This is a genomic window from Streptosporangium sp. DT93 (assembly GCF_049844535.1).
Lineage (GTDB): Bacteria > Actinomycetota > Actinomycetes > Streptosporangiales > Streptosporangiaceae > Streptosporangium.
The window spans coordinates 245713-271136 of the sequence record NZ_JBNCLF010000014.1; the positions used below are offsets into that span (position 1 = coordinate 245713).

At 71.2% G+C, this 25424-nt stretch carries 17 protein-coding genes; 7 read left to right on the forward strand and 10 right to left on the reverse strand.

Features of this window, described 5'->3' with window-relative positions:
• Nucleotides 1-121: 121 nt before the first annotated feature.
• From ACLQ2R_RS27695 to ACLQ2R_RS27720, 6 genes are all read left to right on the forward strand, one after another.
• Nucleotides 122-1405 carry a DUF1116 domain-containing protein gene (locus tag ACLQ2R_RS27695; RefSeq protein ID WP_425963618.1) on the forward strand — a complete coding sequence of 428 codons (1284 nt, stop codon included), beginning with the start codon at nt 122-124 and terminating at the stop codon, nt 1403-1405.
• Entirely contained in the window at nt 1402-2994 is a 1593-nt protein-coding gene (locus ACLQ2R_RS27700) for an amidase family protein (protein ID WP_425963619.1), read from the forward strand. The genes ACLQ2R_RS27695 and ACLQ2R_RS27700 overlap by 4 nt, the downstream gene beginning before the upstream one ends.
• Nucleotides 2991-3386 carry a DUF2237 family protein gene (locus ACLQ2R_RS27705; RefSeq protein WP_425963620.1) on the forward strand — a complete coding sequence of 132 codons (396 nt, stop codon included), beginning with the start codon at nt 2991-2993 and terminating at the stop codon, nt 3384-3386. The genes ACLQ2R_RS27700 and ACLQ2R_RS27705 overlap by 4 nt, the downstream gene beginning before the upstream one ends.
• Nucleotides 3383-4615 carry an MFS transporter gene (locus tag ACLQ2R_RS27710; protein WP_425963621.1) on the forward strand — a complete coding sequence of 411 codons (1233 nt, stop codon included), beginning with the start codon at nt 3383-3385 and terminating at the stop codon, nt 4613-4615. The genes ACLQ2R_RS27705 and ACLQ2R_RS27710 overlap by 4 nt, the downstream gene beginning before the upstream one ends.
• A 143-nt stretch (nt 4616-4758) precedes the next feature.
• Complete coding sequence (locus ACLQ2R_RS27715) at nt 4759-6027, forward strand: mannosyltransferase family protein (RefSeq protein WP_425963623.1); 1269 nt, start codon at nt 4759-4761, stop codon at nt 6025-6027.
• A 154-nt stretch (nt 6028-6181) separates the two neighbouring features.
• A complete protein-coding gene (locus ACLQ2R_RS27720; protein ID WP_425963625.1) occupies nt 6182-6697 on the forward strand; it encodes an SRPBCC family protein in 516 nt (171 codons plus the stop codon).
• 9 nt (nt 6698-6706) lie between these two features.
• Here the strand turns inward: ACLQ2R_RS27720 and ACLQ2R_RS27725 are convergent, their stop codons facing one another.
• The 10 genes from ACLQ2R_RS27725 to ACLQ2R_RS27770 form a co-directional block, all read right to left on the reverse strand.
• On the reverse strand, nt 6707-7888 hold the full coding sequence (locus ACLQ2R_RS27725) for a TerC family protein (RefSeq protein ID WP_425963626.1): 1182 nt from the start codon (nt 7886-7888) through the stop codon (nt 6707-6709).
• 367 nt (nt 7889-8255) lie between these two features.
• Nucleotides 8256-11777 carry a ThuA domain-containing protein gene (locus ACLQ2R_RS27730; RefSeq protein ID WP_425963627.1) on the reverse strand — a complete coding sequence of 1174 codons (3522 nt, stop codon included), beginning with the start codon at nt 11775-11777 and terminating at the stop codon, nt 8256-8258.
• Between the two features lie 28 nt (nt 11778-11805).
• Complete coding sequence (locus ACLQ2R_RS27735) at nt 11806-12639, reverse strand: sugar phosphate isomerase/epimerase family protein (RefSeq protein ID WP_425963629.1); 834 nt, start codon at nt 12637-12639, stop codon at nt 11806-11808.
• On the reverse strand, nt 12636-13856 hold the full coding sequence (locus ACLQ2R_RS27740; protein ID WP_425963630.1) for a substrate-binding domain-containing protein: 1221 nt from the start codon (nt 13854-13856) through the stop codon (nt 12636-12638). The genes ACLQ2R_RS27735 and ACLQ2R_RS27740 overlap by 4 nt, the downstream gene beginning before the upstream one ends.
• A 10-nt stretch (nt 13857-13866) precedes the next feature.
• On the reverse strand, nt 13867-14799 hold the full coding sequence (locus ACLQ2R_RS27745) for an ABC transporter permease (RefSeq protein ID WP_425963631.1): 933 nt from the start codon (nt 14797-14799) through the stop codon (nt 13867-13869).
• Nucleotides 14796-15797, reverse strand: a complete 1002-nt coding sequence (locus tag ACLQ2R_RS27750; RefSeq protein ID WP_425963633.1) for an ABC transporter permease — start codon at nt 15795-15797, stop codon at nt 14796-14798. Before ACLQ2R_RS27750 ends, ACLQ2R_RS27745 begins: the two co-directional genes overlap by 4 nt.
• Nucleotides 15794-17218, reverse strand: a complete 1425-nt coding sequence (locus tag ACLQ2R_RS27755; protein WP_425963649.1) for a sugar ABC transporter ATP-binding protein — start codon at nt 17216-17218, stop codon at nt 15794-15796. The genes ACLQ2R_RS27750 and ACLQ2R_RS27755 overlap by 4 nt, the downstream gene beginning before the upstream one ends.
• A gap of 634 nt (nt 17219-17852) precedes the next feature.
• Nucleotides 17853-19691: a ThuA domain-containing protein gene (locus tag ACLQ2R_RS27760; RefSeq protein WP_425963635.1), complete on the reverse strand. Its 1839-nt coding sequence runs from the start codon at nt 19689-19691 to the stop codon at nt 17853-17855.
• Between the two features lie 130 nt (nt 19692-19821).
• Nucleotides 19822-22773, reverse strand: a complete 2952-nt coding sequence (locus ACLQ2R_RS27765) for a PQQ-dependent sugar dehydrogenase (protein ID WP_425963637.1) — start codon at nt 22771-22773, stop codon at nt 19822-19824.
• 173 nt (nt 22774-22946) lie between these two features.
• Complete coding sequence (locus ACLQ2R_RS27770) at nt 22947-24086, reverse strand: lectin (protein WP_425963638.1); 1140 nt, start codon at nt 24084-24086, stop codon at nt 22947-22949.
• 868 nt (nt 24087-24954) lie between these two features.
• Between ACLQ2R_RS27770 and ACLQ2R_RS27775 the strand changes: the two genes are divergently transcribed.
• Nucleotides 24955-25424 (forward strand): endo-1,4-beta-xylanase (locus ACLQ2R_RS27775; protein ID WP_425963640.1); only part of this gene is annotated, 470 nt, incomplete at its 3' end.

Consider the following 25424-nt stretch of genomic DNA (forward strand, 5'->3'; position numbering starts at 1 on the left):
GCCCCACCCCACGCGTCGCCCCGCGACGACGTGATGCCTTTTCGCCTTCCCACCGGCTTTCGCCTCCCACCGACTTTCGTCTCCCGTTGACTTTCGCCTCCCACCGACCAGGAGCAGCGCCATGCCCGATCCCACGCGGTCCGATCCGACGCGGGCGACCCTCGACGCCCTGAACGGCACCGACGTCCTGCTACGTCACGTCTGCCGGGCACGCGACGCCACCGACCAGGTCGGGCCGCGGCGGTTCCTGCACGCCGGGCCGCCGATCGAACTCGCCGACGTGCCCGGGCCCATGCGGGGCGCGATCATCGCCGGCCTGCTGCTGGAACGGGAGGCCGGGTCGATCGCCGAGGCCGAGGCGATCGTCGACCGCGGCGAGGTGGACATCGCCCCCTGTCACGACGCGAACGCCGTCGGGGCGATGGCCGGGATCATCACACCGAACACCCCCGTCGTGGTGGCCGGGACCACGGACGGCATCAGGACGTTCTCCCCCCTGAACGAGGGCGTCGGCGGGGCCATGCGCTACGGGTCCTACGACGAGGCGACCGTGACCCGGCTGCGGTGGCTCGGCGACGTGCTCGCCCCGGCCCTCGACGCGGCCCTGCGGCACTCCGACCCCCTCGACCTGCTCGCCCTGGTGTCCGAGGGACTACGGCGCGGCGACGACTGCCACAACCGGCTGGTCGCGACCGGCGCGGCCCTGCTGGTGACGCTCACCCCGGGCCTGCTGCGCTCCCCCGTCGACCGCGAGGACGTCGCGAAGGTGGTCGCGTTCATCGCCGGCAACGGGCACTTCGCGCTGCCCTTCGCGATCTCCGCCGCCAAGGCGGTCACGCTGGCCGCCGGCGGGATCCCCGGCAGCCCGATCGTGACGGCCATGGCGAGCAACGGACGGGAGTTCGGCATCCGCGTCAGCGGGCTCGGCGACCGCTGGTTCACCGTCCCCGCCCCGATCGGCGACCCGGTCCTGCTGGAGGGGGCGACCCTCGACGACGTCACCCCGACCATGGGCGACTCGATGATCGCCGAGACCGCCGGCTTCGGCGCCTTCGCGATGACCGCGGCACCGGCGATCATGTCCTTCGTCGGCGGCGACACGGCCAGGGCCCAGGAGATCACCCGGAGCATGCGGGAGGTGTGCGCCGGGACCAGCGGGCGTTTCCTCATCCCGGCCGAGGACTTCCGGGGAACACCGCTCGGCATCGACGTGCACAGGGTGCGCGCCACCGGCACGGAGCCCGTCATCAACAACGGCTTCGCGCACCGGGAGCCGGGACGTGGCCGGGTCGGCGCGGGGATCACCCCGATCCCGGTGGAGCCGTTCGCCGCGGCGAGCCGGGCACTGGAGCGGACCGCCCCGGAACGGGCCGGCGCGCGGGACGAGACGGGGTACCGGGCGTGAGCGATCCGGGCGTTCCCGCCTTCACCCCCGCCGACCTCGCCGCCGTCGCCGGCCGATGGGGTCTCGACCCCGGCCTGGTGGACCGGCTCGGCCCCGCGATCGACCGGATGCGCGACACCTACGGCCGCGTGCGGGAACTGGCCGCCGAGGGCCGTCTCCCCGAGCCGCCGCCCGTCGCGGTCACCCGGGTCCCGCGCGGCCCGGACGATCCGTACGGCGCCTGGCTCTACCGGATCGACGACCCCGGGCGGCCGGGCGACGGGCCGCTCGCCGGGCGGACGGTGACCGTCAAGGAGTCGATCGCGGTCCGCGGGGTGCCGATGACCCTGGGCGGCCGCCTCATGGCCGGCTTCGTCCCCGGGTCCGACGCGGCGGTCGTCGGCCGGGTGCGGGACGCCGGAGGGGTCGTCGTCGGCACGTCGGTCTGCGAGGACCTGTGCTACTCCGGGTCGAGCTTCACCAGCGCGCACGGCCCCGTCGGCAACCCCTGGGACCCGCGCCGCTCGGCCGGCGGCTCCTCCAGCGGCGCCGCGGTCCTGGTGGCGACCGGGCAGGCCGACTACGGCATCGGCACCGACCACGGCGGATCGATCCGCAACCCCGCCGCCTGGTGCGGCGTCTTCGGCCTCAAACCGACGTACGGGATCGTCGAGTACGACGGCGCGATGCCGACCGAGCGCACGCTGGACCACATCGGCGTGCTCACCCGGAGCGCCGCCGACCTGCTCGCCTTCCTGGAGGCGGCCGCGCCACCGCCCCCGGGCGAGGAGCAGGGGTCACACGGCGATCGGTACGCCCGCGAGATCACCGGGCTGCGCGCCGGAATCCTCACCGAGGGATTCGGCTGGCCCGGCCGCTCCGACCCGCGTCTCGACGAGCGGGTCCGCGAGTCCGCCCGGGCGCTGGAACGGCTGGGGCTGACCGTGTCGGAGGTGTCGGTGCCGCTGCACCGGCACGGCAGGGACATCCACCTGCCCATCTCGATCGAGGGTGGCCTCACCACCGTCTTCGAGACCCGTCTCCAGGGCAACAACCACTTCGGGCCCTACCACCCGAACTTCGGGGAGATCTTCGGCGAGGCGATCGCCCGCCGTCCCGAGGACATCCCGGTCGGAGGGGTGCTGGCGCTCGTCGGCGCCACGCTGCTGCGCGACGCCACCCACGGCAAGGTCATGGCGTACGCGCAGCAGCTGCGGGTGCGGCTGCGCGAGCAGGTCGACCGCGCGCTGCGCGAGGTGGACCTGCTCGTCCTGCCCAGCGTCCCGATGCCGCCCCACCCGCTCCCGGCCGATCCGCGCGAGGCGGCGATCGGCACCGACCTCGCCTTCGAGATGCACGACAACAACTGCGTGTTCAACCTCACCGGGCACCCGGCGCTCAGTGTCCCGTGCGGGTTCGTGGACGGACTGCCGGTCGGCATGCTCCTCGTCGGGCGGCCCGGCACGGACGCGCGACTGGTCCGCGTCGCGGCCGAGTTCGAGGAGCGCGTCTTCCGCTGCCCCCCACCCCCGCGTCACGCCCCGGGCGCGGACCTTCCTCCGCGTCACGACCCGGACGCGGACCTTCCCACCGCGAGGAGCGGACGATGACCGAGCAGGCACTGAACTTCTTCGGCGAGCCCCTGGAGTCCTGCGGCTTCGACCCGATCACCGGATACCGCCGCGACGGTTACTGCCACACCGGCCCCGACAACCCGAAGGGGCACACCGTCTGCGCGATCGTCGACGAACGCTTCATCGCCTTCCAGACCACGGTCGGCAACGACATCGCGACTCCCCTGCCCGAGCTCGCCTTCCCCGGGCTGAAGCCGGGCGACCACTGGTGCGTCATCGCGTCGAAGTGGTACGAGGCGTACCTGGCCGGTTGCGCCTGCCCGGTGAACCTCGCGGCGACCAACGTCCGGGCGCTGGAGGTGATCCCGCGTGCGGCGCTGCTGGAGTACGGCACGGCCCCGGACGACCGCCGGGACACCTCGCCGTGAGCCGGTGGAACGCGCTGCGCGCCTACACGGCCCTGCCCGCCACCACCGGATCCTGGTTCCTGGTGGTCACCCTGGTCGGCCGTATCCCCGCGACCATGGGGCAGCTGGGGTCGCTGCTGCTGGTCAGCGGGGCCACGGGCTCCCTCGCGCTCGGCGGCGCCACGGCCTCCGCCTTCGCCGTGGGGCAGGCGACCGGCGGGCCGCTCGTCGGGCGGACGGCGGACCGGTACGGGCACCGGCCGGCCGGGCTGGTCGCGGCGCTGCTGCACACCGCGGCCCTCGTCCTGCTGGTGGTGTGCGTCGTGCGGGGCCTGCCCACGTGGGCGGTGCTGGTGTCGTCGGTGGTCGCGGGCTTCTCGGTGCCGCAGGTCGGCCCGCTGTCCCGGGCCCGCTGGACCGCGCTGGCCCACCGGGGACGGTTGCCGGCGAACCGCTTCCCCACGGCGATGAGCTTCGAGGGAACGGGCGACGAGTTCGCGTTCGTCCTCGGGCCCGCGCTGGTCGGCGTCATCGCGGCGGCGACCTCGCCCTCCACGGCGGTGCTCGTGGCGGCCGCGCTCACCGCCACGGTGTGCGTGGCGTTCGCCCTGCATCCCACGGCCGCCGCGGCCACCGGGGGCGAGCGCCGGGACGCGGGCACCGCGGCCCCGGTGCTGCGCCGCCCCGTGTTCCTGCTCGCCGCCGGGCTGACCGGCCTCGGCTGCTACTTCGGCGCGGTGCAGGCCGGCATCACCTGGCGCGCGGTCGACGCCGGCGCCGAGGGGGCGGCCGGACTGATCTACGCGATCCTCGGGCTGAGCAGCGCCCTGGCCGGCGTGCTCGTCCCGATGCTGCCCGCGTCCTTCACCCTGGCCCGCCGGCTCCAGACGGGCTTCGTCCTGCTGGCGGTCCTCACCCTGCCCCTGGCGATCGTCGGCGGGCTGAACGTCGGCGGTCTCTGGCCGCTGGGCCTGCTGATCGTGCTGCCCGGTGTCACCATCGCGCCGATCCTCGTCACCGCCTACACCCAGGGGGAGATGACGGTCCCGGTGGAGAGGATCTCGTGGGTCATGACCATGCTCACCTCCTCCGTCGTCGTCGGCTACGCCGTCGGCGCGCTGCTGGCGGGCCTCCTCGCCGAACGCCACGGCCCGCTCGCCGCCTTCCTGATCGCGCTCGCCGCGGCCGGCGCCGGCGCCACGGCGAGTACCCTCGGCCGGCGCAACCTGGCAGCGCTGCGTCCCGGTTAGTGGAAGTTTCACGGCGGGGCGGGGCGTCCCGCCACCGGGCGGAGGTGGTCTTCGCAGGAGACGGGCGGGAACGGGACAGCACGAAAAGATCACGCCGTGGGCAATCGGTTGCCCGGATTTTGCGGCTATATAAGGATTCTCGCGTGACTGATCACGCAACCGCCGGACCGGTGGAGACCACGGAGCCGGAACCGGCCGACGCGGAACCCGCCTTACGTCCCAGCGAGACTTCCAGCGAGACGACCGCCGAGACTTCCGGCGAGACGACCGGTGAGACGACCGGCGAGGTGGCCGGGCGGCGGTGGGTGCCCAGGTTCCTGACCGACCCCGGCGACCGGCTGGCCCTGCTCCTCTGGGCGCTGTCGCACGTCGGTGTGCTGATCTACGCCTACCTGGCCGGTCCCGGCCGGACCACCGACCCCTTCCTCAACCGGTTCACCCGCTGGGACGCCGAGAACTTCATCGCCATCGCCCAGTTCGGCTACGACGGCCCCCCGGGCATGCAGGACGCCGAGAAGCTGCCGGCGTTCTTCCCCGGCATGGCGATACTGATCAAGGTGATGCGGCCGGTCGTCGAGGACGGCCGGCTGGCCACGATGATCATCTCGCTGGTGGCCAGCGCGGTGCTCGCGGTGGCGCTGTCGCGGCTCTCCGAGACGTACGCGGCGGGCAGCGGCCGGTACACGGTGGCGGCGCTGTTCCTCAGCCCGTTCGCCGTGTTCCTGTACTCCGGCTACTCGGAGGCGCTGTTCCTCGCCCTGGCCGTCTCGGCGTGGCTGCTCGCCAGGAACGGCCGCTGGGAGGACGCCGCGCTGTGCGCCACCGGAGCCGCCACGGTGCGCATCTCCGGCCTGTTCCTGGCCTTCGGGCTGCTCGTCATGTTCCTGGTGGCGGAGAACGGCCGCAAAAGCCCGGGTGGGTGGCGCCTGCTGCCCTGGCTCGCGCTCCCCGGTGTGCCGCTCGTGATGTACAGCGTCTACCAGTGGGCCCGCACCGGCGACTGGCTGGCCTACAACTCGGTGCAGGACCGGTTCTGGGGCCGGCACGCCGTCTGGCCGTGGGAGGCGCTCGCCAACACCTGGAACATGTCCGACGACGTCGCCACGCTCACCACGTCCTACCACGAGGAGATCATCTCGGCCGCGGTGCTGCTGGTGCTGGCCGGCTGCCTCGCGGTACGGCGCAAGTGGCCGGAGCTCGCGTACATCACCCCCCAGGTGCTGTCCTTCCTCACCCTGTCGTCGTTCTACATGTCGGTCGGCCGGGGGTCGCTGACCTGGTTCCCCCTGTGGATCGCCATCGGCGTCGCGGGGGTGCGAAGGCCCTGGGTGTGGCTGGCGAGCATGGCCGTCATGATCCCGGTCATGGCGATCAACACCGGGAACTTCACCACCGGCGCGTGGATCGGCTGACACCGCCCGCGAGGCGTGCGCGCCGGCCGGCCGATCCCGGCCTCGTCCCCGGGTCGCGGCAACCGGAAGGAGAGCGTAAAGCCGAACAGAGAGCACTGCTCTTGACATCACTGCTCAGAATAGAGAGCATTGCTCTCGAATCTTAGGAGTGATCATGCGCAAGCTGCTCTACCGCGGCCCCTCCCTCGCGACCCTGCACGCCGACTACGCCGCCTGCGGCCGGATCGACACCGAGGCCCCCGTCACCTCCGAGTCCGGCGTCGTCGTCGACGCGACCCCCGCCCAGGTCTGGGAGGTGATGTCCGACCTCGGGAACTGGCCGTCGTGGGCACCCGGGTACGAGGTGCTGGAACTCGGCGAGGTGACACCCGGCGCCGCCTTCCGCTGGCGGCTCGGCTCGGTGAGGATCACGTCGAGGTTCGCCGTCGTCGCCCCCGGACGCGAGCTCACCTGGAGCGGCGTGGTCTTCGGGTACAAGGCCGTCGACCAGCAGGTGCTCCAGGCGCTTCCCGGCGGCCGCACCAGGGTGACGATGCGGGAGAGCCTCGCGGGCCCGTTCGTCTCCCTGCTCTTCGGCGTCGACAGACTCCGCGCGGGCCACGAGCGCTACCTGAACGCCCTGGCGGCGGAACTGGCCCGGCGGCCGGCGGCGCACCCGCGGGCGGGGTGAACCGGCCGGTCAGGGGGGCGGGGAGGCGTCGTGCGCCTCCCGCGCCCTGGTGAGGAGCGTCATCAGCCTGTCCTCCTCGCGGATCCTCGCCCGGTACTTCTCGGGAAGCTTCTTGATCACCTCGATCTCGTGGACCAGCGCGGCGAAGATCTCCTCGCGGCGCGCGGGGTCGTTCTCGACCTCCAGGTACTCCGTGGCGTGGCGCCGCGCCGCCGAGACGGCGTTCTGCGCCCGTCCCCTGGGGCTGAACAGCGAGACGAGCACGGTGACGACGAGGACCCCGATGATCACGCTCAGCGACAGGCCCGTGCCGATCTCCACCACCGGGACCGGCCTGCCGTCGTTGACGAAGGGCACGTTGTTCTCGTGGAGCGCGTGCAGCATGAGCTTCACGCCGATGAAGCCCAGGATCACGGCGAGACCGTAGCTGAGGTAGATGAGGCGGTCCAGCAGCCCGTCGATGAGGAAGTAGAGCTGGCGCAGGCCGAGCAGCGAGAACGCCGTGGCCGTGAACACCACGTACACGTTCTCGGTCAGCCCGAAGATGGCCGGGATGGAGTCCAGCGCGAACAGGATGTCGGTGCCGCCGATGGCGACCATGACGAGCAGCATGGGCGTCATGACGCGCCTGCCGTCCTGGACGGTGAACAACCTGTCGCCGTCGTAGGTGTCGGAGGTGTGGAAGACCTTCCTGGCCAGGCGGATCACGACGTTGTCGGCGGAGTGGCCGTCCTCCCCCTCCGGCCTGAGCAGGTTGCCCGCGGTGATCAGCAGGATGAGGCCGAACAGGTAGAACACCCAGGCGAACGAGTTGATCAGCGCGGCCCCCAGGAAGATGAAGCCGGCCCGGGCGATCAGGGAGAAGACGATGCCGAAGAGCAGGACCTTCTGCTGGTCGGCGCGCGGCACCTTGAAGCTGGCCATGATGATGAGGAACACGAACAGGTTGTCGACCGACAGCGCCTTCTCCGTCACGTACCCGGCGAAGTACTCGACGCCCATCGCGGTCCCGCCGAAGACCCACGCGCCGACGCCGAAGAGGAGCGCGACACCGACGTAGGCGGCCGACCAGCGGGCGGCCTCGGCCAGGGTGGGCACGTGCGCCTTGCGCACGTGGAAGACGAAGTCGAACAGCAGCAGGCCGGCGATGCCGGCGATCGTGAACCACCAGACGACGGCGGATACCTCCATCGGCGGACTCCGGTTCCAGGCGACGGTCGGGGCGGCGCACGCCGCGACGGCGGATCCGCCGCGCACCCGTGCCCGGGGCCGGCCGGCCGACCGGCGGCACGGCCGCTCGGCCCGAACCGCTTCCGGCCGGTCCGCAGGATGTCATCCCCCCTGGTCACACGACGACGCCGGGACGAGCGTCGCCATATGGCAAAGAAGGCGGCGACCGTCCCGGCGTCTTTCTGTGTCTTCCGATGTCTTCCGATGTCTTCCGATGTCTCCCTACGACCGGCGCTCGTCGCGCCGGCCGTTCCCGTCGGCGGGAACGTCCCCCGGAGCCGGTCGCCGGTAGGCGGACCGGCTCCGGGGGCGCGTCACATCACGGTCATCACCGGGTCCACTTCTGGTTGTTGCCGCCGTTGCAGGTCCAGATGTTCACCCTGGTGCCGTTGGCGGTACCGGCGCTGGTGACGTCCAGGCACTTGTTCGCGCCGACGGCGGTGACGCTGCCGTCGGTGTTCAGGCGCCACTTCTGGTTGTTGCCGCCGTTGCAGTCCCAGATGACCACGGCGGTGCCGTCGGCCGTGCCGGCGCCGGTCACGTCCAGGCACTTGTTGCCGTAGACCCGCAGCTCCTGCGCGGAGGTGGAGGTCCACTGCTGGTTGACCCGGCCGTTGCAGTCCCAGATGTTCACGGCGGCGCCGTTGGTCTGGGAGGCGCCGTTGACGTCCAGGCACCGGCCCGAGGCCACTCCCTTCAGCGCGTTCCCCGAAGGCGTCGGGGTGGGCGTCGGGGTGGGCGTCGGGGTGGGCGTGGGCGTCGGGTCACCGCCTCCCTGCGCGACGCCCCTGCCGTTGAAGGTGATGGAGTCGACGTCGAACGCGTTGGCCGTCGGCGCCTTGAACACCACGTAGAGGACGCGCGTGCCACCGGGGTCGGTGACCCGCGCCGCGGGCAGGGACGCGTAGGTGTTCCATCCCCCGGTCGCCGTCACGGCGGCGGAGGCGACGAGCGTCCCGGTCGGCGAGCCCGCGCGCAGCTCGATGGACCCTCCCGTGCTGGACGGCGCCGAGACCCGGAACGACACCGAGTCGATCCCGGACAGGTTGACCGGCGTGAAGGAGACCCAGTCGTTGTTGGAGACGTCGCCGATGCGCCTGCCGCCCTCGGCTCCCGCCTCGTCGACGGCCCGGACCCCGGAGGAGCCGGAGAAGTGCTCGGCCTGCTTGTGCTTGGGGTTCAGGGTGATCCCCGCGTTGCCCTTCAGGCCCGTCGAGTCGGTGTAGTCGGCGGCCAGCACGTAGTAGACGTTGGACGCCTCGTCGTGGCCGGAGGCGGTGGTCGTGACCGTCCCGGAACACCCGGTGTACTGACCGGTGTCGTGGGCGTGCTGGTCGTGGCCCAGCGCGGTGATCACGTTGACCTTGGTGCAGTCGACGGTGCCGTCCTCGGGGTCGGTGACGTTCACCGTGTAGGCGACCCGGTCGCCGAAGGCGATGAACCCGCCGTCGGGCGGGGCGGAGAAGACGACCTGGGGACGGGTGTTGCCGACGACGACGGTCGCCGTGACGCTCGCCGTCTTCCCGCTCGAGTCCCGGACCGTCAGCCTGGCGGTGTAGGTGCCGTTGGCGGTGTAGGTGTGGGACGGGTTGGCCGCGGTGGAGGTCCCGCCGTCGCCGAAGTCCCAGGCGTAGGTGATCGCCTCACCGTCGGGGTCGGCCGAGCCGGCGGAGGAGAACGCCACCGTGAGCGGTGCCGCGCCCGAGTCGGGGTTGGCGATGATCTTGGCCACGGGGGCGCGGTTGCCGACCACGTAGTCGATCCGGTAGATGGAGTCGTCGGTGTTGGCGTGGCCGAAGCCGTTGCCCCAGTCGGCCATGTAGAGGGCGCCGTCCGGGCCGAACTTCATGTCGATCGGCGCGCGCGGCGTGATCTGCGCCACGAAGGGGTTGATCTTCAGGAGGCCGCCGGAGGCGTCCAGGCGAAACTCGTTGACGAAGTTGCGGCTCCAGTCGTAGAAGAACGGCGTGCCGTCGAAGTACTGGGGGAACTTGCGGTCGGAGGTGCTGGCCGCGTTGTAGCGGTAGAACGGGCCGCCCATCGCTGCGGCGCCGCCGCAGCACTTGATCTCGGGGAACTGGGCCGAGACGTGGTAGTTGTACCAGACGTTCGCGGGCTGGGCCGGGGGCAGGGTGGTCAGGCCGGTGTTGTTGGGCGAGTTGTTGACCGGCGCCGAGCAGTTGAACTTCGCCCCCGAGGTGTTGGTGGCGAAGTTGAAGTCGTTGAACGGGATGTTGTTGCCGACGCAGTACGGCCAGCCGTAGTTGCCGGGCTGCTTGATCAGGTTCCACTCGACCGTGCCCTCGGGGCCCCGGTTGGCGTTGGCGCTGCCCGCGTCCGGGCCGTAGTCGCCCACCGAGATCCAGCCGGTGTTCTTGTCGACCGAGAACCGGAACGGGTTGCGGAAGCCCATCGCGTAGATCTCCGGCCGCGTCTTGGCGGTACCCGGCGCGAACAGGTTGCCGGAGGGAACGGTGTAGGTCCCGTCGGCCTCGGGGTGGATGCGCAGGATCTTGCCGCGCAGGTCGTTGGTGTTGGCCGAGGACCGCTGGGCGTCGAAGTGCTCCCGGCCCTGACGCTCGTCGATCGGCGCGTAACCGCTGGACCCGTTGGGGTTGGTGTCGTCACCGGGGCCGATGTACAGGTTGCCGTTCGGGCCGAAGGCCAGGTAGCCACCGGTGTGGCCGGGCTCGTCCACGTTCCGGTAGGCCGGAACCTCGATGAGCTTCTTCTCGCTGGACATGTCGAGGCTGGTGCCGTTGAAGGTGAAGCGCGACACGCGGTTCACCTCGCCGCCGCCCGAGGGCGAGTAGTTGAGGTAGATCCAGCCGTTGGCCGCGAAGTTCGGGTCCAGGGCCAGGCCGACGCCGCCGTCCTCACCGCCGTCGTACACCGGCAGGGTTCCGATGACGCGCGTGCCGCCGCCGCCGGCGGGGATCAGGTTGACCTTGCCCGAGCGGGAGATGTAGAAGACCCTGCCGTCGGCGGCCACGTCCAGCTCCATCGGCTGGTCGGGCGCGCCGTCGAGGGTGACCTTCTGGAACCGGGCCGCGACCGTGCCGCCGCAGTCGCCCGGCGCCGCGCCCGCCGCCCACTTCACCCCGCCCAGCAGGTGCTGCTTGAAGGAGGCCTCGGAGTAGGAGGACGCCTGGTGGCCCATGGCGGTGGCCCACACCCGGCCGCCCTCGGGGTTGTGGCACCAGGAGATCGGGTGGTCGGCACCCATCTTGTTCGGCCCGGCGTCGTAGGTGGTCTCGTCGGCCGTGACGAGCACGTGCACCGAGCCGCGCATGTTCTTGTCGAAGTTGTACCACTCCTCGGTGCGCGTCCACCGGTCGGGCAGTCCCACGGTGGAGGGGTGCACCTTGTCGGCCACCTTGGCGGTGCCCTGCACGGTCGCCGAGTGCGCGGTCATGTGCGCCCCGGCCATCACGACCTGGTCCCACCAGGGGAACTGCGCCTCGATGTTCATGTCGGTGGCGTTGTGGATCGCCACGACGCCGCGCCCGCTGCGCACGTAGGACTGGAACGCCTGACGCTGGGCGTCGTTGTCCCAGATCATGCCGCTGGTCTGGAACATGACGACCGCGTCGTAGGTGTTGAACGTCGCCGACGTGAAGACGGACGAGTTCTCGCTGAGGTCGACCTGGAAGTTGTTGTCGGCCGCCAGTTGCTGGAACATCGCGATGCCGGCCGGGATGGCGTCGTGCCGGTAGGCGCCGCTGGCGGTCTCGGAGAACAGCAGGACCTTGAACTGGGGCGCGGCGGCGTTCGCCACCGGTGGCACCACGAACAGGAACAGTCCCAGCAGGGCCGAGGCCAGGGCCGGGAGCAGGTGTGATCTTCGCATGGGGGGTCTCCTGGAAGAGGGGGTGCGGTCAGGCGGTGAGAGTGCGCAGGAAGGCCAGCCCTTCTGTGGCGAGGGCGTCCTGGCTGGGGGCCAGGGGACGCCAGATGGACGCGGCGGTGGCGATGACGGCGTTGCCGGCGGTGAAGGACTCGATCACCAGCGGGCCGCCGTAGCCCACGCCGCGCAGGACGGTCACGAAGCCGGGCCAGTCGAAGCGGTCGCCGCCGGGGGCGCCGCGATCGGTTCCGCACGCCTGCACGTGCGCGATCCTCGCGCCCGCGAGCCGGACGGCCCGGAGGGGGTCCTTCTCCTCGATGTTCATGTGGTAGGTGTCCAGGGCGATCCCGCAGTCCTCGGGGAGGGCCTCCAGCGCCTGCTCGACGGTGTTGATGAGGCTGGTCTCGTACCGGTTGAGCGGTTCGACGCCGATCCGGACGCCGCGTCCGGCCGCGTGGTCGAGGACCGGTCTCAGGTTCTCCCGCAGTTCGGCGTACAGCGCGCGCCGCTCCTGCGGGCTCATCGGCCACGTCCTGCCGACGGAGGCGTAGGCGGGCCCGCAGACCGCGGGCGCGCCGACGGTCACCGCGACGTCCACGCAGTGGCGCAGGTAGTCCTGGGTGTCCCGGATCGTCTCCGGCGAGGCGGCGACGAGCTCACGTCCGGGCGGCATCGTGAGCACGACCGACGCCCGCAGTCCCAGCTCACCCAGCAGGGCCGCGGCCTTGCCCGGGTCCCAGTCGCCCGGGTGCTCGACCGGCAGCTCGACGACGTCGAACCCCCATCGCGCGATCCGCGGCGCGAGGGCGGCCAGCGCCTCGTCGGTGAGCGGCGAGACCCAGACCCAGGTGTTGACGCCGATCACGACGTGCCGCCCCACTTCTCCGGGTAGCCGGGCAGGTCCTCGCACCCGCACAGGGCGTAGTGCAGCGGCGGCATGCCGGGCTTGAGACGGGAGGCGAGGTCCTCCTGGGTGATCGTCGGCTGGGGGAGGTTCCACACCTTCGGCACCTGCTCGCCCTTGAGGATCTTGAGCGCCGCGATCACGGGGGTGCGCCACTGGTAGGTCGGGTAGGTCGGGGCGATCGCGGTGAGCTTGGCGTCGCTCCACTTCTTCAGGAAGTCCTGCTGGTCCTCGCCGTTGATCGGCGGCACGGGCTGGCCGGCGTCCTCGAAGGCCTCGACGGCCGCGACGGCGGTGGCGCCCGCGTCCATCCAGACACCGTCGATCTTGCCGTGGCGCTGGATGTAGTCGCTGACGATGCTCTTGGTCTTGGCGGCGTCGCCGTCGGTGAACTCGACGCCGACGACCTGCAGGTCGCTCTTGTCGAAGGCGACCTTCGCGGCCGACCACCGGGTCTCCAGCACGTCCACGCCGGGCAGGATGCGCAGCGCCAGGATCTTCCCGCCGGAGGGCACCTTGCCGACGAGGAACTCGGCCGCCTCGGCGCCGAAGGCGTACCCGCCGATCGGCTTGATGAAGGTGACCGGGCAGTCGGTCTGGACCCCGCGGTCGAACACGATGACCGGCACCGTGGGGCAGGCCCCGGACACCGCGGGGGTCAGCGTGGCCGTGGTGTTGGGCGAGACGATCAGCGCGTCGCACCCCTTGCCCTGCAACTCGGCGATGTCGGAGATCTGCTTGTCGTCCTTGCCCTCGGCGTCCAGGGCGGTGAAGCGCTCGATCTCCTTGTGCAGCGCGACCTCGGCCTGCATGGTCTTCCAGCCCACCTGCCGCCAGGGGTTGTTGACCGCGGCGTTGGAGAAGCACAGGTGGTACGGGCCCGCCTTCTTGTACGCGGCGGTGTCGGCGAGCTCGGGGGCGATGCTCTGCTCCCAGGGCTTGTCCGCCGGGCCGGTCGGCTGCGCCTTGCGCATCGCCATCTGGGCGTCGTGGTCGGCCTGGACGAAGAACTTCGACTGCGCCCCGGTGCCCTTGTCCGGCGCGGCGGCGCCGGAGGAGGAGGAGGACGTGGCGGCGGTGACGGCGGGCACCGGCGTGTCGCTGGTGCACGCGGCCGCCGGAAGCGTCAGCGCGATGAGCGCGGCGACGGCGAGGAGTCGCCGCGAGGGTGTGCGCATTGTGGTCCTTTCAGGTGGCTGACGCGGTCGTCCTGCGCGGGAGCCTGACGGCTCCGAGCGCCACCGCGCCTATGATGATCACGCCCTGCACGGCGGGCTCCAGGGCCCCCGAGACGCCGTGCAGGTTGAGAAGGGTGAACAGGGCCTCCAGGGTGAGGGCGCCGGCCATCGCGGCGACCACGGAACCGCGGCCGCCCCCGAGGGCCACTCCGCCGAGCACGACCGCGGTGATGGCCTGGAACTCCAGGCCTTGGCCGACCTGGGCGGAGACGCCGGCGAAGCCGCCGAGCAGGACGGCGGCGACCGCCGCCGACAGCCCGGAGATCATGAACGCCACGGTGCGCGTCCGGGCGACGCGGACCCCGGACAGGGCCGCGGCCCGGTCGTTGTCACCGGTCGCGACGAGCGTGTGGCCGAACCCGGAGCGCATGACGGCGACGGCGAGGCCCGCGAGCGCGAGGAGGATCAGGACCGACCAGGGCACCGGTCCCGCGCTCCCCCGTCCCAGCTCGCGGAACTGCTCGGACAGGGCTCCGCGGGGCGCGCCGCCGGTCCACAGGAAGACCGCGCCCGCCAGGATCAGCAGCATGCCGAGCGTGGTGATGAAGGACGGGACGCGCAGCAGGGTGGTGACGACCCCGTTGACCAGCCCGACGAGCGGCCCGATGACGATCAGCAGGGCCAGCACGGGCCAGGTGGCCTCCGGCGAGCCGTCGATGAGCCGGGCGGCGATCACCACCTCGGCGGTGACGAGCGAGCCGACCGACAGGTCGAACTCGCCGGACACGATGACGAAGTACTGCCCGGCCGCGAGGATCACCAGCGGCGCGGCCCGTTTGACGAAGGCCAGGAAGGTGGGCGGCTCCAGGAAGAGGGGGTTGACGGCCGCGATCGCCACCAGCAGGCCGGCCAGCACCACGAGGATGGGCAGGGCGCGCCTCATGCGGTCCGCCTCCTTCGGGCGTAGATCGCCAGGGCGGCGATCAGGACCACGCCGCGCACGACGTCCTTGGCGAAGGAGTCGATCTCCAGCTGGTTGAAGAGGCTGTCGAGGACGGCCAGGAGCAGGACGCCGCCCACGGTCCCGGCGACCCCGCCGCGGCCGCCGGCGAGGGCGGTCCCGCCGAGGACCACCGCGGCGATCGACTCCAGGTCGTAGCCGCCGTCGGTGCCGACCGTCGGCGCGCCGGCCCCGAGCCGGGAGGCCAGCAGCAGCCCGGCGATCCCGGCGCAGAGCGAGCAGAGCACGTGGGCGGCGATCACGACCCGTCCGGTGCGGATCCCCGACAACCGCGCGACCTCGGCGTCCCCGCCCACCGCGTGGATCCGGTATCCCAGCCGGGTGCGGCTGAGCAGCAGCCACGCGCAGACCGCCACCGCGGCCCACAGCAGCGCCGACACCGGCACCGGTCCGATGCGGTCGTAGCCCAGATGCCGGAAGGACTCCGGCACGCTGCCGGCCGGCCCGTCGTAGCGATGGTCCAGCACGCCCTTGAGGATCAGCGCGACCCCGAGCGTGGCGATGAAGGCGTGCACCCGGAGCCGGGTGACGATCAGGCCGTTGGCCAGCCCGGCCAGCGCGCTGACCGCCAGCACCGCGGCGATCGCGGCCGGCACGTTCGCGCCGGCGCCCGCCATGACCTCGGCCGCGACCAGCGAGGTCAGGCTGATCAGGTACGCCACCGAGAGGTCCAGGCTCCCGGCCAGGATCACCAGGGTCTGCCCGACCGCGACGATGCCGAGCGCGGCCGAGCGCTGCTGGATGCCGACGACGTTCTCCAGGCCGAGGAACGATCCGCCGTCCAGGGCGAACAGCAGCCAGCCCAGCCCGACGAGCAGGACCAGCGCGACGTAGACGGGGCGGGCGGGGCGGTCGGCCGACATCCGCCGCAGGAGCGAACCCGGGGCCGCGACGCGCCGCAGTTCCAGTTGCCGGGTCATGAGGCGGCCGCCACGGCCATCACGGCCTCCTCGCTGGAGCCGGCGGGCAGTTCCCCGGCGACGCGGCCCTCCCGCAGCACCACGATGCGGTCGCTCATGCCGATGAGCTCGGGCAGCTCGGAGGAGATCATGAGGATGGCCGTGCCGTCACGGGCGAGTTCGCGGATCAGCTCGTGGATGGCGGCCTTGGCGCCGACGTCGACGCCGCGGGTGGGTTCGTCGAGCAGCAGGACGCGCGGCGCGACCGTCATCCACCTGGCCAGCACGACCTTCTGCTGGTTGCCGCCGGACAGCAGCCGCACCTCCCGGGTCAGGTGCGAGGGATCGAGCCGTACGCGCTCCAGCAGCCGCTCGGTCCCGGAGCGGCGTCCCCGGACGGCGCGGGCGACAAGCAGGACGTTGTCGCGCACCCGCTGGCGCGGCAGCAGTCCCTCCGCCTTCCGGTCCTCGGTGACCAGGCCGATCCCCGCGTTGATGGCCTCGCGCACCGACCGGGGACGGCAGGGGGTCATCTCACCGCGGGTGAAGGGCTCGGCGCCGAACAGCGCCTTGACCAGCTCGCTGCGGCCCGAGCCCTGCAGCCCGGCCACCCCCGTGATCTCCCCCGCCCGCAGGTCGAGGTCGACGTCGCGCAGGGCGGTGTTGGCGCCGCCGCGCACGCTCAGCATGACCTGCCCGGGCGGGTCGGCCGCCCGGGGCGGGTAGTAGGACGCGAGCTCCCGGCCGACCATCAGGCGGACCACGGTCGCGATGTCCAGGTCGGCGGCCCGTGCCGTGGTGACCCGGGCGCCGTCCTTGAGCACGGTGATCCGGTCGGCGAGCTCGAAGATCTCGCGAAGCCGGTGGGAGATGTACAGGACCGCGATGCCGCGCCCGGCCAGGCGCCGCACCAGCGCGTAGAGCAGTTCCACCTCGTGGTCGGCCAGGGCGGCGGTGGGTTCGTCCATGACCACGATCCGGGCGTTCAGCGACAGCGCCTTCACGATCTCGACGACCTGCTGCTGCGCGACCGAGAGCCGCCGGACGAGATCGCGCGGCCCGAACGACTCCTCGCCCAGTGAGGTCAGCAGTTCGGCCGTCGCCGACTCCATCGCGCCCCGGTCGACCAGGCCGCGCCGGACGGGCTCGCGGCCGAGGAAGACGTTCTCGGCCACCGTCCGTTCCGGCAGCAGGGTGAGCTCCTGGTAGATGATCGCCACCCCGGCCCGCTGCGCCTCGACCGGGTGCCCGAACGCCACGTTGCGGCCGTCGATCTCGATCGTCCCCTCGTCCGGGGCGTGCACGCCGGCGAGGATCTTCATGAGCGTCGACTTGCCGGCGCCGTTCTCCCCCACCACGGCGTGGACCTCGCCGGCGGCCGTCTCCAGGTCGACGCCGCCGAGGACCCGCACGCCCAGGAAGCTCTTGCCGATGCCGGTCATTCTCAGCACGGGGCCGGCCCGTCGGACGGGACGGCCGCGCCGGGCGGTGTCGCGCCGGCGGGACCGGCCGAGGCCGGTCTCGTCGCCGTTCGGCGGGGGAAGTCGTGCACGGGGGCCTCCTGGCGGCGATGAGGGGGTCATGCTGAGCCGGCGCGCCTCACCGGCCGTTCACCGTGACGGGCACCCGGGCCGCCGGCCGGGCGTCCGGCTCGCGAGGACCGAACCGCGCGTCTCCCCGGTGAGCGGCGTGTGACGTGAGGAACACCGGGACCGGCCATATGGCGATCATCAAACCGATTCCGTAGGAAAATAAGCCTACTTAACACCGGTGTCAAGTGTTCTTATTTCGGCCATTTGACGACATGACGCAGAGGGGACGGCGAGCGTTCCACCGCGAGACCGGCGACCCGTGAATCACCGCTGTTCAGGAAATACGGGGCACCGGCGAACCGGCCCACGCGGGTGGGCGGGGCATCGCGACCCCGAAACCCACGACCAGAATGAGTATGAAACTTTTCCGGCACGCTCGACCCGGCGGGTCCGCACGGCCGGGTCCGGCGCGGGCGATCAGGCCCGCGCCGGACACCGTGTCACGCGGACGACGTGAACGTGCGACCGTCGCCCTGGGGAGACCTCAGACGCGGTTCCACCTCTGGTTGGTGCCGCCGGCGCAGGTCCAGATGTGCACCTTGCTGCCGTTGGCCGTCCCGAAGCCGGACACGTCCAGGCACTTGTTCGCGCCGACGGCGGTGATCGTGCCGTCGGCGTTCAGGCGCCACTTCTGGTTGTTCTGGCCGTTGCAGTCCCAGATCTGCACCGCCGCGCCGTTGGCGGTTCCGGAGCCGCTCACGTCCAGGCACTTGTTGCCGTAGACCCGCAGCTCCTGCGCGGAGTTGGAGGTCCACTTCTGGTTGTTCTGGCCGTTGCAGTCCCAGATGGTCACCGCGGCGCCGTTGGCCTGCGAGGCGCCCGAGACGTCCAGGCACCGGTTCGAGCCCACACCCCGCAACGCGCTCGTGTTGCCCGAGGGCGTCGGGGTCGGGGTCGGCGTCGGGGTGGGCGTCGGGGTCACGCCGCCCAGCTCCTTGATGCGGATGTTGCGGAACGCCGCCACGTCGGGGGACCCGTGGTTCTGGACCGCGATGTGGCCCTGCTGCAGCGAGCGCGCCGGGTCGGTGTTGGTGAAGTCGTTGATCTTCGAACCGTTCAGGAACACCTGCAGCCGCTCACCCTCCACCAGCAGCTCGTAGGTGTTCCACTGACCCGGCGGGTTCAGCGCCGCGTCCCGTGCGGCGATGTCCGCCGCCTTGAACCCGTAGACCGCCCCGGTCGTCTTGTCCGCGCTGTCGGTCGCGTCGATCTGCACCTCGTGCCCGGTGTTGAGCGCGGTGTTCGGGTCGGTGGTGGCCGGGAACCCGACGATCACCCCCGAGTTGGAGTCGCCGTTCACCCTCCAGTCGAGCTTGAGCGAGTACGACCCGAACTCCTTGGCGTTGTACCAGAACATGCCCATGCCGCCCTGGGAGGTCAGCGTGCCCGAGCTGTTCGTGAACGACCCGGGCCCGGCCTGCGACCAGCCCGTCGTCGACCCGTTGTACAACGGTGTGTACCCGGTCTCCGGACGGCAGTCGGCGTTGGTGACCTTGGCCGCGTACCGGATCCCGCCCAGCAGCAGGGTGCGGAAGTTCGTGTCCGCGTACGACTCCTGGGTGTGCCCCAGGCCGGTGTAGAACGAGCGGCCCGAGGCCTGGGGACGGCACCAGGTGATCGGGTGGTCACCCATGCCGCCGCCGCTGTAGGTGCTCTCGTCCAGGCTCTGCAGGACCCGCACGTTCGGGCGGGGGTTGCTCCGGAAGCTGTACCACTCGTCCGTCCGCGACCAGGTCGGCGCCAGATGGGAGGTCGCGGCGTGCGCCCGGTCCTCGTTGCGCACCGTGGCCTGCTGGATCGCCGGGTGGCTGCTGAACCAGGCGCCCACCAGCTGCCCGTAGTAGGGCCAGTTGTACTCGGTGTCGGAGGCCGCGTGCACCCCCACGTAGCCGCCCCCGCCGTCCACGTACGACTGGAAGGCGCTCTGCTGGGAGTCGTTCAGCACGTCACCGGTGGTGCTGAGGAACACCACCGCCCGGTACTGGGCGAGGTTGGACGCGGTGAAGGCGGCGGCGTCCTCGGTGGCGTCCACGGTGAAGTCGTTCGCGGCGCCCAGGTTGCGGATGGTCTGGATCCCGACGGGGATCGCGTCGTGCCGGAACCCGGCCGTCTTGGAGAAGACCAGCACCTTGAAGGCGGCGGCCTGGGCGGAGACCGCGGCCTGGGCGGGAACGGCGGCCTGGGCGGAGACGGCGGGGATCATGGTCGTGGCGGCGGCGGCGGCGAGCGCCACCGCGGCCACCGACAGGCGTCGGGGCACGGAGGCCCTCCCGCCGCCGCCCGCGATGCGCCCGAGCGCCGCGGGGGTCAGGTGTCGAAGCATGGATGTCCTTCCATCGTGGCGCCCGGCGCGGTCCTTCCGGCGATGAGCCGGGCCGTGCCGGGCGCCACATCGATTGAGTACTCGTCGTGCGGTCGAGGTCGCCTGATGGGGCCGGCGTCCTGGGGAGACCTCAGACGCGGTTCCACCTCTGGTTGGTGCCGCCGGCGCAGGTCCAGATGTGCACCTTGGTGCCGTTGGCCGTGCCGAAGCCGGACACGTCCAGGCACTTGTTCGCGCCGACGGCGGTGATCGTGCCGTCGGCGTTCAGGCGCCACTTCTGGTTGTTCTGGCCGTTGCAGTCCCAGATCTGCACCGCGGTGCCGTCGGCGGTTCCGGAGCCGGTCACGTCCAGGCACTTGTTGCCGTAGACCCGCAGCTCCTGCGCGGAGTTGGAGGTCCACTTCTGGTTGGCGCCGCTGTTGCAGTCCCAGATGGTCACCGCGGCGCCGTTGGCCTGCGAGGCGCCCGAGACGTCCAGGCACCGGTTCGAGCCCACACCCCGCAACGCGCTCGTGGTCCCCGAAGGCGTCGGGGTCGGCGTCGGGGTCGGCGTCGGCGTCGGCGTCGCGCCGGTGCCGAAGGTGAAGGCGTCCAGGTCGAACAGGTAGCCCTGGCCGGTCGCGCCGCGGAAGACGAGGTACAGCGTCGTGACGCCGGACGGCGCGCCGGAGAGGTTCGCCGAGACGTCGGCGAAGGTCTCCCAGCTACCGGTGCTCGTGACGTTGACCGTCCCCAGCAGGGTGCCCGTGGCGGAACCCGCCCGGACCTCGATCCGGCCTCCCACGCCCGCCGAGGACACCCGCGCGGTGACGCTCGTGGCGTTGCCCAGGTTGTACGGCTGGAAGGAGACCCAGTCGCCGTCGTCGACGAAGCCCACGGTCTTGCCGCCCTCGGCGGTGGTGTGGTCGGCCGTCTGCACGCCCTGCTGGGCGCCGAAGTGCTCGCCCTGGCGGTGCCGCGGCTGCAGCGTCCGGCCGCTGGTGGAGGTCAGGCCGCCGCCGTCGGTGTAGGAGGCCACGAAGACGCCGTAGATGTTCGCCGCGGCGTCGTGCTCGCCGTCGACCGGCACCGCGATGGAGCCGCTGCAGCCGGTCTTGGAGGTGATCTGGTGGGCGTGGCTGTCATGACCGAGCGAGTAGGTGACCGTCACCTTCGAGCAGTCGATCGTGCCGTCCTCGGGGTCGCTGACGGTGACCTGGAACGGCACCGTGTCGCCGAAGGAGAACAGCTGGCCGTCGCCGGGGGTGGTGAGCGTGACGCTCGGGGCGGTGTTGCCGACGGACACGCTCACGCTCGCGCTTCCGGTCAGCCCCTGCGGGTCACGGACGGTGAGCGTGGCGGTGTACGCGCCGTTGGCGCTGTAGGTCTTGCTCGGGTTGGCGGCGGTGGAGGTGGTGCCGTCGCCGAAGTTCCACGAGTACGTCAGCGCGCCGCTCTCGGGGTCGGAACTGCCGGCCGAGGAGAAGTTCACCGTCAGCGGGGCCGGTCCCGAGGTCTTGTCGGCCGAGGCCTTGGCGATCGGGTTGCGGTTGGCCTTGCCGATGTACTCGATCCGGTAGAGCGCCTGGTTGTTGCTGCCGGTGCCGTAGTCGAGCACGTACAGCGCCCCGTCGGGGCCGAAGCCCAGGTCCATCACCTGCGTGCCCGACCAGGGGAACGCGGAGATCTCCCCGTAGCCGCCGTCGCTCCTCACCTCGATGGCCTTGATCCAGCGGCGGCCGTACTCGCCGGCGAAGAAGCGCCCGTCGAGCGCCTGGGGGAACTTGACGGAGGAGTTCAGGTTGGCGTCGTAGCGGTAGACCGGGCCGCCCATCGGCGACTCCGAGCCGCTGCCGAACTCCGGCGGCGAGCCGGAGTCACCGGCGTACTTGATCCACGCCGGCTTGGCGGGGGGCAGCGTGGTCAGGCCGGTGTTGCGGAAGGAGTTGTTGGTCGGGCCTCCCCCGCAGTTGTACTTCGAGCCGGTGCTGTTGGAGGAGAAGTTCCACTCGTTGTAGGTCTCGGTGGAGGTGTTGCTCCCCGTGCAGTACGGCCAGCCGTAGTTGCCCGCGGCGGTGATGCGGTTGAACTCCACCTGCCCGCTGGGTCCCCGGCTGGAGTTGGTCGACCCCGCGTCCGGCCCGTAGTCGCCGAGGTAGACGACGCCGGTCGCCTTGTCCACGGTCATCCGGAACGGGTTGCGCAGACCCATCGCGTAGATCTCCGGCCGCGTCTTCGCCGTGCCCGGCGCGAACAGGTTGCCGCTGGGGATCGTGTACGTGCCGTCGGCCTGCGGCTTGATCCGCAGGAGCTTGCCGCGCAGGTCGTTGGTGTTGCCGGCCGAGCGCTGGGCGTCGTACTGCGGGTTGCGGTTGGTCCGCTCGTCCAGCGGGGAGTAGCCGGCCGACTCGAAGGGGTTGGTGTCGTCACCGGTGGTCAGGTACAGGTTGCCGGAGGCGTCGAAGTCGAGGTCGCCGCCGGCGTGACAGCACTGCCCGCGGTCGTTGGCGACCCGCAGGACCACCTTCTCGCTGGACGTGTCGAGCGTCTCGTCCGACTTCAGGGTGAAGCGCGACAGGTAGAACTCGCCCTTCCACTGGTCGAACTGCGCCTGGGTGCCGGTGGCCGGGGCGTCGCCGGTCGGCGTGCTCAGCCGGGGTGAGTAGTACAGCCAGACGTGCCGGTTCGTGGCGAAGCCCGGATCGACCGCCACCCCCTGGAGGCCCTCCTCGTCGTGGGTGTAGACGTTGAGCCTGGCGGCCACCTTCGTGCTGCCGTTGACGTCGGTGACGCGCAGCGTGCCGTCGCGGGCCGTGTGCAGGACCGACCGGTTCGGCAGCACGGCCAGCGACATCGCCTCACCCAGTTCGTTGCCGCCCGACGCGAGCGGCACCTGCTGGTAGTCCGAGGCCGGGATGTTCAGCGCGAGCGCCTTGTTCGGCGCAACCGCCCCGCCTGCACCGGATGACGACGCGTGCGTGGCGGGGGTGGCCGCGAGGCTGGAGGCGACCGGGGAGACAAGGGTGATCGCCGCGGCCACCGCCGCGGCGGCGACACCGGTCAGGACCGGTCTGAGCGCCCCGGCGGGCGAGAATGGTTGCACTGTGGTTCCTTCGGGTGTAGGGGGTGGTCACTCCCCGGACGGGCGACGCCCTCACGGGAGAAGGGCGTCGCCCGTCCGAGAAGCTGTACGACGGCGGTCGGCCGCGCGGATCCGGCTACGAGGTCTGCCCCCGCCTGCCGGCGCCCGAGACCGCCCCGTGTTCCTCACCCGCGTCAGACGCGGGTCCAGCGCTGGTTGGAGGCGCCGTTGCAGGCCCATATCTGGAGCTTGACGCCGTTGGCGGTGGAGTAGTTGGGTGCGTCCAGGCACTTGTTCGCGCCGACGGCGGTGATGCTGCCGTCGCTGTTGAGACGCCATTTCTGGTTGTTCTGACCGTTGCAGTCCCAGATGTTCACCAGTGCGCCGTCGGCGGTGCTCATGTTGGCCACGTCCAGGCACTTGTTGCCGTACACCCGGAGCTCACCGGCGCCGGTCGGCGTCCACCGCTGGTTGTTCTGGCCGTTGCAGTCCCAGATCTGCACCGCCGCGCCGTTGGCCTGCGAGACGTTGGCGACGTCCAGGCACCTGCCCGAGGCCACACCGCGGATCGTGCTCGCGGTCGAGGGCGTCGGGGTCGGCGTCGGCGTCGGGCCGGTGCCGGGCTGGCCGATGCTGCCGGAGACCGACTGGAGTGCCGCGTACCAGGCGGCGGCCATCTTGTCGTAGCCGCCGGCGGTGGGGTGGATGCCGTCGATCAGGTCGGAGGTGGTCAGCTTGGAGTGCATGTCGACCAGGTGGACGCGCCTGCCGCTGTTGACCTTGCCCTGCACGATGCCGGGGATGGCCGCGTTGAAGGCGCGGGCGGCGTTCTCCTGGCCGGCGTTGGCCAGCGGGATGATGGTGGCGACGAACACGTCCGCGTCCGGCACGGTCGACGTGATGCGGTCGATCAGGGTGGACAGCCGCTGAGGCGCGCCGGCCACGTTGTAGTTCTGCAGGATGTCGTTGGTGCCGATGTGCAGCAGCACCGTGCGCGGGTTCTGGGTCCGCGCCCAGCCGGTGATGTTCGCGTCGATCTGGTCGATGCGCCAGCCGGGGTGCCCCTGGTGGTCGTGGTCGCCCAGGTTGCCCGGCCCGTTGAACTGGGACCCGACGAAGTCCACCGTGTACCGCCCGGCGGCCAGGCGCTGCCACAGGCCGATGCGGTATCCGCCCGGCACCTGGGTGCCCTCGGTGATCGAGTCGCCCAGTGGCATGACTCGCACCCCGCCGTTGGACTCCGCGCCGGCGACGCTCGTCTGCGTCACCGCGCCCAGGGCGACCATGGTCACGGTAAGGAGCACCGTGCCGAGCCACCGTTTCCACCCACGCATGCTCAACCTCTTTCCGGCGGCTGAGGGCGGTTACCGCCGGACAGCTCGCGTAGCGCTGACGGTCTGTATTCGGATCACTCGCCGGCGGATGTCGGGTGCCGGCGGTCGTGGCGGTCGGGCTTGGCGGTCGGGCGCGGTGGCTCGAGCGCGTCACAGGTGTCCCCGGTCACCTGATGGCCGCGAGGCCTGACGTGTCAGGCTGATCCGAGCTTTCGCCGTGCGGGTGACTCTCCTGTCAAGAGATCGGCGGCCGTGAGAGGCGCGGGAATCCGCGGAGGTGGTGCCGTCCGGGATTCGTGGTCGCCAAGCATGTCTTCTGGGGGGTGCCGCGAGATGTGAGCGCTAACATCTCGCTTGCCGATCGTGACTCCTTCTTCGTCGAACGATTGTGGTGGTGGAGCGGAGCAAACACGAGGTGAGGAGAAGCTGTCAAGAGTACGAAACATTCCGTACATGAAGGAGGGACAGGCGGGCACCGCTCATCTGGTGCTCAGGGACCGGCCCACCTGCTCGGACATGCCGGTGCGATGAAAATTTCACATCGGGCCTCTCGGCGAGGACGGCGGAACCGCACGGCTTCCCCGGCCCCGGGGAGGTCGGCACGCGTCCACGACATCGTCCACGACATGAGTGGCACGCAGTCGCCCAGAAGCTTTTCAGATGAGCTTGACACATTTTGCAATAGTTTCCAGACTGAGTCCCCGAGACGGCCCCATGCCAGGTTCGGTGGTGAGCGGGCAGGGGCCGTCTGCCACGACGCCCCGGTGGTGCGTGTTCCTCGATGACGGAACGCGGCGTCGACACCGCGGATCTCCCCTCGCGATCATCCGCTTCCGCGTTTCCGTGATGCAGTTATGGAGGCTCAGTCATGGGCTCGAAAGCCGTACCCCCGCCTGGTAGCAGGCGACCCCCCGGCGGTCTTCGCCGGGCCCTGATCGCCGGCGCGCTCGGCACCCTCGTGCTCGGTACGCTCACGGCGGTGACCGGCACGGTCTCCGCCACCGCTTCCTCCGCGTCCGCCGCCGCGGCGAGCACGCTCGGTGCGGCGGCCCAGCAGAGCGGACGCTACTTCGGCACCGCGATCTCGTCGGGCAGGCTCGGCGACCCGGCATACAGCGCGATCGCCGCCCGTGAGTTCGACATGATCACGGCCGAGAACGAGATGAAGATCGACGCCACCGAGCCGAACCAGAACCAGTTCAACTTCAGCGGCGGCGACCGGGTCTACAACTGGGCCGTGCAGAACGGCAAACGGGTCCGCGGCCACACCCTGGCCTGGCACAACCAGCAGCCGAACTGGATGCGCCCGATGGAGGGCGCCCCGCTGCGCCAGGCCAT